The following is a 14,863-nucleotide window of genomic DNA, read 5'->3' on the forward strand; positions in this document are numbered from 1 at the left end:
GGCTGCAAAGCAGCCCCAAAACGCTCAACCCTCCTGCACCTCTTCCCGCCGATACGCCCACTGATACAACGCCGGCAACACCAGCAAGGTCAGTGCGGTGGACGACAGAATCCCGCCAATCACCACGGTCGCCAGCGGCCTTTGCACCTCGGCCCCGGTCCCGGTCGCCAAGGCCATCGGGATGAACCCCAGCGACGCCACCAGTGCCGTCATCAGCACCGGCCGCAAGCGCGTCAGCGCGCCCTCCTCGACCGCGGCCCGCAGCGTGCGCCCTTCCTCCCGCAGGCCACGGATAAAGGCGATCATCACCAGCCCGTTGAGCACCGCCACCCCCGACAAGGCAATGAACCCCACGCCAGCGGAAATGGACAACGGAATGTCTCGCAACCACAGCGCCAGCACCCCGCCGGTAAGGGCGAACGGGATGCCGGTGAACACCAGCAGGCCATCCCTGAGGTTGTTGAACATCATCAGCAACAGCGCCATGACCAGCAGCAAGGCCACCGGCACCACCACCTGCAGGCGATCGGCCGCCGACTGCAGCTGCTCGAACTGGCCGCCCCAGCGGGTCCAGTAACCCGGCGGTATCTGCACCTGCTTGATCAGCGTCTGCTCGGCCTCCTCGACGAACGAACCCAGGTCGCGCCCGCGCACGTTGGCACTGACCACCACCACCCGCTTGCCATCCTCGCGGCTGACCTGGTTCGGCCCCAGCTGCAGGTTCAGCGTGGCTACCTGTGACAGCGGGATGAAGCCTATTTGCCCGGCACCCGCAGCAGCGCTGGCAGGCACCGGAATCAGCAGGCTGCCCAGCCCGTCGACATCGGTGCGTAGGGTTTCCGACAGGCGCACCACCATGTCGAAACGGCGGTCACCTTCGTACAGCGTGCCGGCCGTGCGGCCACCCACGGCAATGGCAATGGCGTCCTGCACATCACCCACGTTAAGACCATGGCGGGCCGCCTTGTCGCGGTCGATATCGATGGTCAGCACCGGCAGGCCGGTAGTCTGTTCGACCTTTACCTCGGACGCGCCCGGCACGCCTTGCAGGCTGCTGGCGATCTGCGCGGCTGTGCGGTTGAGCATGTCCATGTCATCACCGAACAGCTTCACCGCCACATCGCTGCGCACCCCGGAAATCAGCTCGTTGAAGCGCAGCTGGATCGGCTGCGACAGCTCATAGTTGCTGCCCGGCACGCTGGCGGCGGCACGTTGTACCTCGGCGATCAGCTCATCACGCGGCTTGCCCGGGTCGAGCCATTGCTCACGCGGACGCAGCATCACATAGGCGTCGGAAATGTTCGGCGGCATCGGGTCGGAGGCGATCTCGGCGGTGCCGGTGCGGGCGAACACCCGCTGCACTTCCGGCACCTGGGCGATGATCGCCTGCTCCAGGCGCTGCTGCATGTCGACCGACTGCGACAGGCTGGTACCCGGCACGCGCAATGCCTGCAAGGCAAAGTCGCCTTCGCTGAGGCTGGGGATGAACTCGCTGCCCATGCGGCTGGCCATAACCCCGGACAACAACACCAGGGTAGCGGCGGCAGCGAACGCCAGCTTGCGCCGGCCCAGCACCCAGGCCAGCACCGGGGCATAGCGCTGACGCGCCGTGCGCATTACCAGGCCTTCCTCTTCCTTGACCTTGCCGGTGACGAACAGGGCAATGGCCGCCGGCACGAAGGTAACCGAGAGGATCATGGCACCAAGCAGGGCGATGACCACGGTAAAGGCCATAGGGTGGAACATCTTGCCCTCCACCCCGGTCAGGGCAAAGATCGGCAGGTACACCACCATGATGATCAGCTGGCCATAGATCAGCGGCCGACGCGCCTCACGGGCGGCAGCGAACACTTCATGGAAGCGCTCGGTGCGGGTCAGCATGCGGCCATGGCGTTGCTGGGCGTGGGCCAGGCGGCGGATGGCGTTCTCCACGATCACCACCGCGCCGTCGACGATGATGCCGAAGTCCAGTGCGCCCAGGCTCATCAGGTTGGCGCTGACCTTGTTGCTGAACATGCCGGTGAAGGTGAACAGCATCGACAACGGAATGACCATGGCGGTGATCAATGCAGCGCGGATGTTGCCCAGGAACAGGAACAACACGGCGATGACCAGGATGGCGCCTTCGACCAGGTTCTTCTTCACCGTGGCGATGGCCTTTTCCACCAGGTTGGTGCGGTCGTACACCGTCACCGCGACCACGCCCTTGGGCAGGTTGCGGTTGATCTCGACCAGCTTGGCGGCAACCGCCTGTGACACCGTGCGGCTGTTCTCGCCAATCAGCATGAACACCGTGCCCAGCACCACTTCCCGGCCGTTTTCGGTGGCCGCGCCCGAGCGCAGTTCTTCGCCCAGGCCGACCTGGGCAACATGGCTGACGCGGATTGGCGTGCCATCGACGCTGGAAATGACGATGTTGGCGATATCCTCGGCCGACGCCACCTGGCCTGGCGCGCGAATCAGCAACTGCTCGCCATTGCGCTCGATGTAGCCGGCGCCGACGTTGGCGTTGTTGCGCTCCAGCGCCGCGATCAGGTCGTTGAGGGTGAGTTTGTAGGCCGCCAGGCGCTTGGGCTCCGGCGCAATCAGGTACTGCTTGGCATGGCCGCCGATGCTGTTGACTTCGGCCACCCCGGGCACGTTGCGCAACTGCGGCTTGATGATCCAGTCCTGGATTACCCGCAAGTCCGTCGGGGTGTAGGATGTGCCGTCCTCCTTCAGCGCGCCCTGCTCGGCTTCCACCGTCCACAGGAAGATTTCACCCAGCCCGGTGGAAATCGGCCCCATGCCCGCTTCGATGCCGTCGGGCAACTGCTCACGCGCCACTTGCAGGCGCTCGTTGACCAGTTGGCGGGCGAAGAACAGGTCGGTGCCGTCGTCGAAAATGACCGTGACCTGCGACAGGCCCGAGCGCGACAGCGAGCGGGTCTGCTTGAGCCCGGGCAGGCCGGCCATGGCGGTCTCGATGGCGAAGGTGATGCGCTGCTCGGTCTCCAGCGGCGAATAGCCGGGGGCGGCGGTATTGATCTGCACCTGGACGTTGGTGATGTCCGGTACAGCGTCGATCGGCAGTTTCTGGTAGCTGTGGATACCCACCGCGGCCATCAGGACCACGGCCAGCATCACCACCAGGCGCTGCTCGATGGCGAATTGGATCAGGCGTTCGAACATGCAGGCGTCCCCGTGATCAATGGCTGTGCTCGGCCGAGCCTTTGCCCAGCTCGGACTTGAGGACAAAGCTGCCGGCAGCGGCCACCTGGGTTCCGGCGGCAAGCCCGGTGGTGATTTCCACCTGGCCGGCGTCGCGGCGGCCGGTCTTCACCGGGCGGACCTCGAAGCCTTCCTCGGTACGGGCAAACACCACGGTCTGCTCCTCCCAGGTTTGCAGGGCGCTTTGCGGTACCACCACGGCGGCGTTGAAGCGTTCGACGCTGACCGCGACATTGACGAACAGCCCGGGGCGCCAGGCGCCGTTGGGGTTGGCCAGCGTGGCGCGGACAGTGGCGGCACGGTTCTGCTCGCCGAGCAGGCTGCCGACGTAGTTGACCTTGCCCTCGACCTGGGCGCCCAGGTCCGGCGCGCTGACCGTGACATTACGGCCGGTGGTCACCTTGTCCAGGTCGCGCGGGGCGACGGCGAAGGTGGCCCAGACCCGGCTCAGGTCAGACAGGGTGAAGGCATTGCTGGTCTCATCGACCACCTCGCCCACGGTCAGGTGCTTTTCCACCACCACTGCATCGAACGGCGCGCGCAGTTCATAGCGGTTGCCGGCGCCGGCCGGGCCCACGGCGGCGACTTTCTGCCGGGCGTTGGCCAAGGCAATCTCGGCTTCCTGCAACGCCTGACGGGCCTGCAGGTAATCCTGCTCGGCACTGATGCGTTCCTGCCACAGCTGCTGTTCGCGCTGGAAGGTCAGGCGCGCCAGTTCCAGGCGGCGCTGGGCAGCCTGTTGTTCGCTGCGCAGGTCGGAAATCTGCTGGCTGGCGATTACCGCCAGCACCTGACCACGCTTGACCGCCTGGCCCAGCTCGGCTTGCACCGACTCGACCACACCGGGCACGCGTGGCACGACGTGGGCGGTGCGGTCCTCGTCGAAGCGGATTTCACCCGGGAAGCTGATGGCGGTGCCCAGTTCACGAGGGCCGGCATTGGCCAGTTGCACACCGGCAGCTTCGATCTGGGCGATGGACAGGTGCAGCTTGCCCTCCTCTTCTTCGTGGCCCTCGCCGGCCTGTTCCTCGCCGTGGCCGTGGCTGTCTTCGCCGTGGTCGTCGTGCCGGGCTTCAGTGCCTGACGCGTTGCCGAGGTTGCCGGTCCAGGCCAGGCCACCGAGGCCAAGCGCGGCAATGGCGGCAGCCAGAAGGGCTATCTTGCGTGGATTAGTCATTGTTGCTCCTGCTGTTCAATTTGTTGCGCAGGCCATCGAGGTCGCCATAGATCCGCTCGACCTGCGCCCGCGCGTCGGTCGCCGAGGCCAGAGCCTCGAGGTACAGCCCGCGCGCCTCGATCAGCGTGCGCTGGGCGTCGAGCACATCGAGGAAGGCGAACTTGCCCATTTCGAAACCGCGTGTGGCGGTGTCCACGGCCTGCTGGGCAGAAGGCAGGATGGTGCGGTCATAGGCCTGCACTTCCTGCATGGCCGTGGCCCACTGGCTGACGGCGCTGCGGGTTTCACTGCGCAGGCGCAGCTCCACGGCGTTGCGCAGGTCACGCGCCTGGTCGGCACGGCGGGCCGCGGCCAGCACGTTGCCCTGGTTGCGGTCGAACAGCGGCAAGGGCATCGACAGGCCCACCACATTGACCCGCTCGCGGTCTTCGCGGCTGTACTGGCTGCCAAGGCTGACGGTGAGGTTGGGAATGCGCAGGGCCTTTTCCGAACCCAGGGACGCTTCGCCGCGCTCGACCTGGGCGGCGGCAAGACGCCATTCAGCCGTTTGCTCGACCTGGTCGAGCAGGGCGTCGGCGCTGGGCGCATCACCGGGGGACAGATTGGCGGCCTGCAACTGGTCGAAGCTTGCCAGCGGGCTGCCGGTCAACCGTGCCAGGGCCTGGTAAGCCACACTGCGCTGGGTTTGCGCACGGCGCACTTCAGCCTGGGCCTGGGCCAACTGCACCCGGGCCCGGGTGGCCTCCACGGGCGATGACTGGCCAGCGGTCACCCGCCCCTGCACCACTCGCAGCCCACGCTCGGTCAACGCCTGCGATTGTTGCGCCAGCTCCAGCGCGGTCTGCGCGCGCAGGGCCGCGTGGAACGCCTGCACCACATCGGCGCGCAGGCCGTTGCGCTGGCGCTCCAGGTCCAGCTGGGCAATGGCCTGGCCGGCACCGGCCACGGCGATGCGAGCACCGCGCTTGCCGCCCAGCTCCAGCGGTTGGCTGAGGGTGACAGTGGTGGTGCTGGTGTCACGGCGGGTGTCCTCGACCTCCCAGGACAGCTCCGGGTTGGGGATCAGCCCTGCTTGGCGCCGCTCGCCATCGGCAATGCCGATTTCCCGGCCGGCCGCGGCCAGCTCCGGGTTCTGGGCAAAGGCGGCGTCAAGCGCCTGGGGCAGGCTCAGGCTCTGGCTGGCCTGGGCGCTGGCGGCAACAGCCAGCAACAGGCAGAGCAAGGCGGTCTTGCGGGGGATGGGCACGAAACAGATCCTCGTCGGCGAGCTTTGGCGAGGGACTGTAGAAAGCCGCGCTTATCGGGGCGGTGGCGGGGAAATTACAATTTTGTAATCCAGCTGCGTTTCTCTTTGTAGGAGCAGCCTTGTGCTGCGAAGAGGCCGGTACTGCCACAGCAGATGTAATGGCACTGCCGGCCTCTTCGCAGCACAAGGCTGCTCCTACAGAGGGTGTGTACATACTGAGAGTTCGATAATCGCCCACTTTCCCGGTACAGCGGTTTAGTCCAATTGACTAAACTAACCAGTCGGTACAAAACTAGACGCATCCAACAACAACAAAGCGATGCCCGTCATGAAGCCCCTCATTCTCGTGCTCAACGGCCCCAACCTGAACATGCTGGGCACCCGCGAGCCTGCCCAATATGGCCACGAAACCCTCGCCGACCTGGCCCAGGGCTGTGCCGATACCGCCCATGCCCACGGCCTGGAAATCGAATTCCGCCAAACCAACCACGAAGGCGAACTGATCGACTGGATCCATGCCGCCCGTGGCCGCTGCGCCGGCATCGTGATCAACCCCGGTGCCTGGACCCATACCTCGGTGGCCATCCGCGATGCCCTGGTGGCCAGCGAAGTACCGGTGATCGAAGTGCACCTGTCCAACGTGCACAAGCGCGAACCGTTCCGTCACCTGTCGTTCGTATCGTCCATCGCCGTCGGGGTCATCTGCGGCCTGGGCAGCCATGGCTACCGCATGGCCATCAGCCACTTCGCCGAAATGTTGCAGGAGCACAGCGCATGAGCCAGCAAGCCATCCTCGCCGGCCTGATCGGCCGTGGCATCCAGCTGTCGCGCACCCCTGCCCTGCACGAACACGAAGGTGATGCCCAGGCGCTGCGCTACCTGTATCGGCTGATCGATGCCGACCAGCTGCAACTGGACGACAGCGCCCTGCCCGGCCTGCTCGACGCCGCCCAGCACACCGGTTTCACCGGGCTCAACATCACCTACCCGTTCAAGCAGGCGATCCTGCCGTTGCTCGACGAACTGTCGGACGAAGCCCGCGGCATCGGCGCGGTGAACACCGTGGTGCTCAAGGACGGCAAGCGGGTCGGCCACAACACCGACTGCCTGGGCTTTGCCGAAGGCTTGCGCCGTGGCCTGCCTGATGTGGCACGGCGCCAGGTAGTGCAGATGGGTGCCGGTGGTGCCGGTTCGGCCGTGGCCCATGCCCTGCTGGGTGAAGGGGTCGAGCGGCTGGTACTGTTCGAAGTGGACGCGGCCCGTGCGCAGGCCCTGGTGGACAACCTGAATGCCCACTTCGGTGCCGGGCGCGCCGTGGTCGGCAACGACCTGGCCACGGCCCTGGCCGAGGCGGACGGGCTGGTCAACACCACACCGGTGGGCATGGCCAAGCTGCCGGGCACACCGCTGCCGGTGGAGTTGCTGCATGCGCGCCTGTGGGTGGCGGAGATCATCTACTTCCCGCTGGAGACCGAACTGCTGCGCGCCGCCCGGGCGCTAGGCTGCCGCACCCTGGATGGCAGCAACATGGCCGTGTTCCAGGCGGTGAAGGCGTTCGAGCTGTTCAGCGGGCGCCAGGCAGATGCGGCGCGGATGCAGGCGCACTTTGCCAGTTTCACCTGACAGACAGGGGTTGGCTTCTTCGCGGGCTTGCCCGCTCCCACAGGTACTGCGCAAATTTCACTGATTACGCAAATCCCTGTGGGAGCGGGCAAGCCCGCGAAGAGGCCGGCACAGACAACTCACCCTTTCTCATCCAGCAACGCCTGTATCACCTGCTCCTGCCCCCCGTAATCCCCCTCGCCAAAGTGCACATGGCGCACCTGCCCCTTGCGGTCGACAAAGTAATGCGCCGGCCAGAACTGGTTGCCCCAGGCATTCCACACCTTGTAGTCGTTATCCACCGCCACCGGGTAACCGATCCCCAGGCTGGCCACCTTGTCACGCAAGGTGCCTATATCGTGCTCGTAGTCGTATTCCGGGGTGTGCACGCCGACCACCACCAGGCCCTGGTCGGCATAGCGCCGCGCCCATTCGTTCACATGCGGCAGGCTGCGCCGGCAGTTGATGCAGTCCCAGGTCCAGAAGTCCACCAGCACCACCTTGCCCTTGAGCCCAGGGCCATCCAGCGGCGCCGAGTTCAGCCACTGGCTGGCGCCGGACAGCGACGGCATGGCACCGTAGCTGTCGCGGGCCATCAGGTGCCCGGCCAGGCCCAGGCCGGCCAGCGCCAGGGCAATACCGCCAACCTTCAACAACAAGCGGCGATCAATTCTCATGGCAACCGCCGGTGGCGTAGGTGCGGTACTGCACGCTCTGCTGCTGGCCGTTGGAGTCGAGGTAGTCCATGCGGGTGTTCACCAGGCCGCAGGCGTCGCTCTGGTCATCCTGTATCGACAGCACTTTCTTCACATCCAGGTGGTCACCGTAGCGGTACTGCATGACCCCGGTATCGTCCATCGGCATCGTGGAGGCCTGGGCGGCAATGGCGCCGAAGCTGAGCACGGCGAACAGGCTGGCACGGGCGAAGGTATTGAAGTTCATGGCATCTCTCCTGTGTAACGCTTGAGGGTGGGGAGTTGTGCTCCCCGGTCGAGAGCCATTTCACGCCGGCCAGGTATCCCGTATGTGTCGCCCGAAGCTGTGATGTGCTTCCTCCTGTGTCTGTACACATGCCAGATACACTGCAATACAAACCCCCGCAGGCAAGCGCGATTGCGCTCGGTACACTGCGCCCATCCCTTCTTGCACAGGAACGCAGCGCATGGAACACGTCGATCACATCCTGATCGTCGACGACGACCGCGAAATCCGCGAACTGGTCGGCAACTACCTGAAGAAGAACGGCCTGCGCACCAGCATCGTCGCCGACGGCCGGCAGATGCGCGCCTTTCTCGAAGCCAACAGCGTCGACCTGATCGTCCTGGACATCATGATGCCCGGCGACGACGGCCTGCTGTTGTGCCGCGAGCTGCGCGCCGGCAAGCACCGCAACACCCCGGTGCTGATGCTGACCGCCCGCAACGACGAAACCGACCGCATCATCGGCCTGGAAATGGGCGCCGACGATTACCTGACCAAGCCGTTCTCGGCCCGCGAACTTCTGGCCCGTATCAATGCCGTGCTGCGCCGCACGCGCATGCTGCCGCCCAACCTGACCATCAGCGAAAGCAGCCGCCTGCTCGGCTTCGGCCAGTGGCGGCTGGACACCACCGCGCGCCACCTGCTCGACAGCGAAGGCACCCTGGTCGCCCTGAGCGGTGCCGAATACCGCCTGCTGCGGGTGTTTCTCGACCACCCGCAGCGGGTGCTCAGCCGTGAGCAGTTGCTCAACCTGACCCAGGGCCGCGAAGCCGACATCTTCGACCGCTCCATCGACCTGCTGGTCAGCCGCCTGCGCCAGCGCCTGGGTGACGACGCCCGCGAACCCAGCTGCATCAAGACCGTGCGCAGCGAGGGCTACGTGTTCTCGCTGCCGGTGCAACTGCTCGAGTCGCCATCATGAAGTGGCCACGTACCCTGGCCTCGCGCCTGGCACTGATCTTCTTCACCGGCCTGGTGCTGGCCTACGGCCTGTCGTTCGGCCTGCAGGCCTACGAGCGTTACATCAGCAGCCGCTCGATGATGCTCAGCACCCTGGAGCAGGACGTGGCCACCTCGGTGGCCATCCTCGACCGCCTGCCCGCGGCCGAGCGCGCCGCCTGGTTGCCACGCCTGGAGCGGCGTACCTACCGCTACCGGCTGGACCAGGGCCTGGCGGGCGAAGCCATGCCGACCAGCGACCCGCCCATGGCCGCCGACTCGATCGTCAAGGCCATTGGCGCCGACTATCGCCTTTCCTTCCAGGAAATCCCCGGCCCGAATGCGCACTTCCAGGCACACCTGACCCTGGCCGATGGCGCACCGCTGACCATCGACGTCACCCCATCGCCGGTCCCGGTGGCACGTTGGCTGCCCGTGGTGTTGCTGATCCAGCTGGCCGTGCTGTTGCTGTGCACCTGGCTGGCGGTACGCCTGGCGATCGGCCCGCTGACCCGCCTGGCCCGTGCGGTGGACAACCTCGACCCGGACAAGCCTGGCGTGCAGCTGGATGAAAGCGGCCCGCGCGAGGTGCGCTACGCCGCCGTGGCCTTCAACGCCCTGCAGGCGCGCATCGCTGCGTACCTCAAGGAACGCATGCAGTTGCTGGCGGCCATTTCCCACGACCTGCAAACACCGATCACGCGCATGAAGCTGCGTGTCGAAGTGATGGACGAAGGGGTGGAAAAGGACAAGCTGTGGAGCGACCTGGGTGAAATGGAACACCTGGTGCGCGAAGGCGTGGCCTATGCCCGCAGCATGGACACCAGCACCGAGGCCCCGTGCCGGGTCAACCTCGATGCCTTTCTCGACAGCCTGGTGTTCGATTACCAGGACAGTGGCGCCCAGGTCGAGCGCCATGGCAGCAGCGGCAGTCTGCTGGAAACCCGCCCGCATGCCCTGCGCCGAGTGCTGGTGAACCTGGTGGACAACGCCCTCAAGTTTGCCGGTGCTGCCGAGCTGGAGGTGTGCCGCGAGGGCGAAAGGACCCTGATCCGCGTGCTCGACAACGGGCCAGGCATACCCGGTGGCGAACTGGATGAAGTGCTCAAGCCGTTCTATCGCGTGGAAGGTTCACGCAACCGCAGCACCGGCGGCACCGGGCTGGGGTTGGCGATTGCCCATCAGCTGATCCAGGCCATGGGCGGCCGACTGACCCTGAGCAACCGCGCAGGCGGCGGGCTGTGCGCGCAGATCGAGCTCAAATGACAGTTTGTGGGAGCGGCCTTGCGTCGCGATAGGGCTGCGCAGCAGCCCCAGGTTTTCAGCTTCGTCGCATGAATTGCCGGGGCCGCTTTGCGGCCCTTTCGCGACGCAAGGCCGCTCCCACAAAAAGCAGGTGGCGCTTGAAGTATCAGTACACTCCGATACACAACCCCACCACCGCCGACACACTGCAGATACCCCACCCCGACACACTCCCGGTCACACAACCACACCCCGGGAGCCTCCAGATGAAACCCCTCACCCTTCCCTCCGGCTGGAAGCTGTTCGCCACGCTCGCCGGCCTGACCCTGGCGATGACTGCCGTGGTCCTGGCCAGCCAACCTGATCCGGACGGCCTGCGCAGCGCGATCCGTGCCACTGCGCGCAGCTCCTTCGCGCTATTCCTGCTGGCCTTCCTGGCCTCGTCGCTGGTGACCTTGCTGCCTGGCACCAGCAGCCGCCGCATCCTCCAGGAACGGCGCTATCTGGGGTTGGCATTCGCCTTTTCCCACACCGTGCACGGCGTACTGATCTACCGCTATGCCCAGCAATTCCCCGAGCTGTTCTGGGCCGGCCGCACGCTCACTTCCAGCCTGCCCGGCACCCTCGGCTACCTGTTCCTGCTGCTGCTCACCATCACCTCGTTCAAGGCCCCGATGCGCCTGTTGGGTGGCCGTGCCTGGCAGGCCCTGCACAGCACCGGCATGTGGGTACTGGCCGCGGTGTTCTGCCTGTCGTTCTACAAACGCATCCCAATGGGCGGCTGGTACCCGCTGGCGTTCGCCCTGATGTTCAGCGCCATCGCCGTCAAGCTCACCGCCAAGCTGGCCCGCCAGCAACGCCGTAACGCCCGTGCCCTTTCCTGAAGAGAGAAACCAGCATGACCACCTTGACCCGCACCCTGACCACCTTCGACCGTTTCGGTACCTGGAGCGCCGACCTGCCGTTGCGGCTGTTCCTGGCCTGGGAATTTTTCGAATCCGGCTGGGAGAAATTCAATGGCAGCAACTGGTTCGCCGACCTGCAAGCGAACTTCCCGTTCCCCTTCAACCTGCTGCCTGCAGAGCTGAACTGGCAGCTATCGATGTGGGCAGAGCTGATCCTGCCGTTACTGCTGTTGCTGGGGCTGGGTACCCGGCTGGCCTCGTTGGGGCTGATGGTGGTGACCGTGGTGGCGATTGCCGCGGTACATTGGCCGGCGCACTGGTCGAGCCTGGCCGAGCTGGCCCAAGGGTATGCGATTACCGACCAGGGCTTTGGCAACTTCAAGTTGCCGCTGATCTACCTGGTGGCGTTGCTGCCACTGCTGCTGAAAGGGGCTGGGCGGTTGAGCCTGGATCATTGGCTCAGAGGGCGGTTCTGCAGGTGATATCGCCGGGGCTGCGTTGCAGCCCATCGCGACACAAGGCCGCTCCTACAGGGGATCGTGTACCTCTGTAGGAGCGGCCTTGTGTCGCGATAGGGGCGCAAGGCGCCCCCCGTACCCGCACTCAACCTGTACCGATGATGACCCCCTGCTCGCGCAATCCCTCCAGCAACGCCAACCCCTCCTCCACAGCACCGCCCAACGCCTCCAACCGAGCCCGCCCACTGCCCTGTTCCAATGCCAGCAACCGGTACGCCAGCGGCGCCAGGCGCGCGAAGCGCACCTTCAGCTCCGCATCGCGATAAACCAGCAACAAGGTCGGCGCCTCTGGCGCGACCGCTGGCTGGTAATCCGCCCCGATCCGCTCCACCGGCCAGCGATAGGCCAACACCCGTGCCACACACGACAACAGTGGCTCCCCTTCCAGCAGGTCGCCTGCCGGGTCATGGGCCGGGTCCTCGGCATCGCTCAGATACAACTGCGCCTCGACCCACTCATAGTGCGCCAGCTCCAGCTGCCAGGGCGCATCCAGCTCGATGCCTTGCAGGTAATCGACGAACGCTTGAGCAATCTCGGTGAACAACGGTGTCTGGCTGCGATAGTTGGCATAGAAATCTCGCACTCGGGCATGCCAGCGCGGCTCGCCCAACGCCTGGCGCATCACCGGAAAACTGCCGGCCAGCAAACCTTCGATAGCACCATAGAACAGCTCGCGGTAAACCTTCAGGCGCCGGGCCTCCACGCCTGGTGGCGGCGCATGGCGCTGCGGGTCACGCAGGTGCCGGGCCAAGGTGTACTGCTGCTCACGCAAGGTCTCATTCATTTGCATGCCCTCCCGCAGCACGCTGCACAGTGCGGATGCGCGCCGCCTCGGCGAGCAGTTCGGCCAGCGGCGGATAGTTGAAATCACGCTCGAGCACGGTCGGTTGCGCACCGAAGCGCGCACAGGCGACCGCGTACAGCGCCCACACATCCTCCTTCACCGCAGCCCCATGGGTGTCTACCTTGAGGTCCGGCGCTTCATCGTAATGGCCAGCCACATGCATGCCGGTCACCCGCGCCTGGGGCAAGCCCGCAAGGAATTCGCGGGCGTCGTAGCCGTGATTGCAGGCATTGACGAAGACGTTGTTGACGTCCAGCAGCAGGTCGCAGTCGGCCTCATCGAGTACCGCGCGGATGAACTCGAGTTCACTCATCGCCTGGTACGGTGCGGCGTAGTAGCTGATGTTTTCCACGGCAATGCGCCGCTCCAGGTATTCCTGGGCCTGGCGAATCCGCGCGGCCACATGGCGCACCGCTTCGTCGGTGAATGGAATGGGCATCAGGTCGTACAGGTGCCCGTCATCACTGCAGTAGCTCAGGTGCTCGCTGTACAGGCGCACCTGGTGGCGATCGAGAAACTGGCGGGTGTGGCCAAGGAAATGGCGGTCCAGCGGCTCGCTGCCACCCAGCGACAACGACAGCCCGTGGCAGGTAATGGCAAAACGCTCGGCCAACTGCGCCAGGCCCTTGCCGTAGGCACCGCCCACGGCAACCCAGTTTTCCGGTGCGCATTCCAGGAAGTCCACGGCGCCAGCCTCCATGGCCAGCAGTTCCGGCAGCAGGCCGCGACGCAGGCCTAGCCCGGCCTCTAAAGGTACAGGGGACAAAGATGTGGGGTGCATGAAAAGGTCTCCGCAACAGGCACAACGCCCCGCCTGACCAGCAGGAGGGGCGTTGCGCGGTTCATGGGGCAGAAGGTCAGGACTTGCCGGTCAGGTGGCTGAACAAGCCTTCGGGCATGGCCTTGCCATTAGCCTGGTAGATCGCCTTGAGGTGATCCGCCGCCTCCTGTTCGGAGATGAAGCCATCATGGTTGCTGTCGATCTTGTCGAAGTCGCCGGCACGGTCCTTGGCCACCGCCAGGAACTCGTCGCGCGAGACCTTGCCGTCGTGGTTGCTGTCGGTCTTGGCGAACGAGGCATCACCACACTTGCCCTCGCCACACTTGCCTTCGGCACCGGCCTTGGCGCTGGCGCCGCACTTGCCCTCACCGCATTTGCCTTCGCCCTGGGTGGCCTTGGCGCTGCCACCACATTTGCCTTCACCACACTTGCCCTCGCCTGCCACCTTGGCCGAAGCCAGCTGGTAACCCTGGGCCAACGGCTCGACGGCAAAGGCGCTGCTGCTCAATGCCATGCTGCCGATCAGGGCAGCGCCGAGCAGGCCGAGGGTGTTTCGTACTTGAGTCATGGTGTCGCTCCACTGTGGTTGGAATGTGGAGCTATTAGGCCGTTGCGGTATGTCGTGGATGTATCGCGCGGGGTGCGGTTTTGTATGGGAATGGGTCTGCAGCGTGGGCAGATACAGTGGGATACACGACGGCCCCAAGGTGCCTCGGGGCCGTCGTGCAGGGTCAGTCTTCCAGCGGCTTGGGCGGCGCGGCAGGTTTGGCGGGCTTGGCGGGCTTGCTGTCCTTGGCCTTGGGTTCCGGTGCCGCCGCTGCCACAGGCTCCGGCGCCGACACGGCTTTTTCGCTGGCGGGCAGATCATCGACCGCCTTGAGGATCACCTGCGGGTCGATAGCCCCTCCCTCTTCGTCGTCCTTGAGCATGTGCCGCTCACCGTCCTTGCCCACCAGGATCACCTTGGTGCCTTTGCTGGCACCCAGCTTCAACTCGCGGATCAGGGCCATGGTGGTCTGCTGCTCGAGGTTCTTGTCCTCACGCTTGCCCATCATGTTGGCAACGCTGTACACCACCAGGTTGCGCTCTTTGAAGGCGGCCTGGGTGGCCGGGTCCTTGAGGGCCTCGTTCAACCCACGCAAGGTCGGGTCGGCGCTGCTGGGCGCAATGACGACCAAGGGCCTGGCCTTGCCCAGTTCCTTGGCCAGCGGCGCGTCACTGTCGGCAGCAAACACAGGGCCGACGAGCGCGAGCAAGGTGGCGAGGGTCAGTGACCGGACGAGCATGCGTATCTCCTTATTATCTCGATAAACCAGAAGACTACAGATCAGGGCGAAAGATCCGACGGGCGAGCGTAAACCAGCACGAGGCCTCCATGTTTGAATGAACAGTAACCGGCGGTTACCAAGTGCGCT

15 protein-coding genes are annotated in these 14,863 nt (G+C 65.3%); 6 read left to right on the plus strand and 9 right to left on the minus strand.

The window, feature by feature from the left end; all coding sequences use genetic code 11:
* Positions 1-24 precede the first annotated feature (24 nt).
* Genes ACGLHT_RS16535 through ACGLHT_RS16545 form a run of 3 tightly spaced genes read right to left on the minus strand, consistent with a single transcriptional unit; the run spans position 25 to position 5,633 of the window.
* Positions 25-3,171 carry an efflux RND transporter permease subunit gene (locus tag ACGLHT_RS16535; RefSeq protein WP_274120227.1) on the minus strand — a complete coding sequence of 1,049 codons (3,147 nt, stop codon included), beginning with the start codon at positions 3,169-3,171 and terminating at the stop codon, positions 25-27.
* A gap of 16 nt (positions 3,172-3,187) precedes the next feature.
* Positions 3,188-4,387, minus strand: coding sequence for an efflux RND transporter periplasmic adaptor subunit (locus ACGLHT_RS16540; RefSeq protein ID WP_274079356.1), 1,200 nt, complete (start codon positions 4,385-4,387; stop codon positions 3,188-3,190).
* A complete protein-coding gene (locus ACGLHT_RS16545) occupies positions 4,380-5,633 on the minus strand; it encodes a TolC family protein (RefSeq protein WP_274120226.1) in 1,254 nt (417 codons plus the stop codon). The genes ACGLHT_RS16540 and ACGLHT_RS16545 overlap by 8 nt, the downstream gene beginning before the upstream one ends.
* A 328-nt stretch (positions 5,634-5,961) precedes the next feature.
* On the opposite strand from ACGLHT_RS16545, the gene aroQ reads away from it, so the two are divergent.
* Entirely contained in the window at positions 5,962-6,411 is a 450-nt protein-coding gene (aroQ, locus tag ACGLHT_RS16550; RefSeq protein ID WP_025338505.1) for a type II 3-dehydroquinate dehydratase, read from the plus strand.
* Positions 6,408-7,256: a shikimate dehydrogenase gene (locus tag ACGLHT_RS16555; RefSeq protein ID WP_025338504.1), complete on the plus strand. Its 849-nt coding sequence runs from the start codon at positions 6,408-6,410 to the stop codon at positions 7,254-7,256. The genes aroQ and ACGLHT_RS16555 overlap by 4 nt, the downstream gene beginning before the upstream one ends.
* 119 nt (positions 7,257-7,375) lie before the next feature.
* Here the strand turns inward: ACGLHT_RS16555 and ACGLHT_RS16560 are convergent, their stop codons facing one another.
* Together ACGLHT_RS16560 and ACGLHT_RS16565 are read right to left on the minus strand one after the other, a co-directional pair.
* Positions 7,376-7,912 carry a thioredoxin family protein gene (locus tag ACGLHT_RS16560; RefSeq protein ID WP_170929310.1) on the minus strand — a complete coding sequence of 179 codons (537 nt, stop codon included), beginning with the start codon at positions 7,910-7,912 and terminating at the stop codon, positions 7,376-7,378.
* Positions 7,902-8,177: a DUF2790 domain-containing protein gene (locus ACGLHT_RS16565; RefSeq protein WP_274120225.1), complete on the minus strand. Its 276-nt coding sequence runs from the start codon at positions 8,175-8,177 to the stop codon at positions 7,902-7,904. Before ACGLHT_RS16565 ends, ACGLHT_RS16560 begins: the two co-directional genes overlap by 11 nt.
* 220 nt (positions 8,178-8,397) lie before the next feature.
* Between ACGLHT_RS16565 and ACGLHT_RS16570 the strand changes: the two genes are divergently transcribed.
* The 4 genes from ACGLHT_RS16570 (at position 8,398) to ACGLHT_RS16585 (ending at position 11,787) form a co-directional block, all read left to right on the plus strand.
* Positions 8,398-9,138 carry a response regulator gene (locus ACGLHT_RS16570; protein WP_003250463.1) on the plus strand — a complete coding sequence of 247 codons (741 nt, stop codon included), beginning with the start codon at positions 8,398-8,400 and terminating at the stop codon, positions 9,136-9,138.
* Positions 9,135-10,421, plus strand: a complete 1,287-nt coding sequence (locus ACGLHT_RS16575; RefSeq protein ID WP_274120224.1) for a HAMP domain-containing sensor histidine kinase — start codon at positions 9,135-9,137, stop codon at positions 10,419-10,421. The genes ACGLHT_RS16570 and ACGLHT_RS16575 overlap by 4 nt, the downstream gene beginning before the upstream one ends.
* Positions 10,422-10,666: 245 nt before the next feature.
* Positions 10,667-11,284: a ferric reductase-like transmembrane domain-containing protein gene (locus ACGLHT_RS16580; protein WP_025338500.1), complete on the plus strand. Its 618-nt coding sequence runs from the start codon at positions 10,667-10,669 to the stop codon at positions 11,282-11,284.
* 14 nt (positions 11,285-11,298) lie between these two features.
* On the plus strand, positions 11,299-11,787 hold the full coding sequence (locus tag ACGLHT_RS16585) for a DoxX family protein (protein ID WP_046615678.1): 489 nt from the start codon (positions 11,299-11,301) through the stop codon (positions 11,785-11,787).
* Positions 11,788-11,908: 121 nt separating this feature from the next.
* Here the strand turns inward: ACGLHT_RS16585 and ACGLHT_RS16590 are convergent, their stop codons facing one another.
* The 4 genes from ACGLHT_RS16590 to ACGLHT_RS16605 all read right to left on the minus strand — a co-directional run bounded on the left by ACGLHT_RS16590 (position 11,909) and on the right by ACGLHT_RS16605 (position 14,734).
* Positions 11,909-12,607 (minus strand): DUF2063 domain-containing protein, encoded by a 699-nt coding sequence (locus ACGLHT_RS16590; protein WP_274120223.1) that lies wholly within the window; start codon positions 12,605-12,607, stop codon positions 11,909-11,911.
* The gene (locus tag ACGLHT_RS16595) at positions 12,600-13,448 is read right to left on the minus strand and encodes a DUF692 domain-containing protein (protein ID WP_274079352.1); all 849 of its coding nucleotides are present in this window, start codon (positions 13,446-13,448) and stop codon (positions 12,600-12,602) included. The genes ACGLHT_RS16590 and ACGLHT_RS16595 overlap by 8 nt, the downstream gene beginning before the upstream one ends.
* A 76-nt stretch (positions 13,449-13,524) precedes the next feature.
* Positions 13,525-14,016 (minus strand): hypothetical protein, encoded by a 492-nt coding sequence (locus tag ACGLHT_RS16600; RefSeq protein ID WP_013971966.1) that lies wholly within the window; start codon positions 14,014-14,016, stop codon positions 13,525-13,527.
* 163 nt (positions 14,017-14,179) lie between these two features.
* Positions 14,180-14,734 (minus strand): DUF4174 domain-containing protein, encoded by a 555-nt coding sequence (locus tag ACGLHT_RS16605; RefSeq protein ID WP_047932611.1) that lies wholly within the window; start codon positions 14,732-14,734, stop codon positions 14,180-14,182.
* Positions 14,735-14,863: the final 129 nt, after the last annotated feature.

This window comes from Pseudomonas sp. PsB, from assembly GCF_043658375.1.
GTDB lineage: Bacteria > Pseudomonadota > Gammaproteobacteria > Pseudomonadales > Pseudomonadaceae > Aquipseudomonas > Aquipseudomonas putida_Z.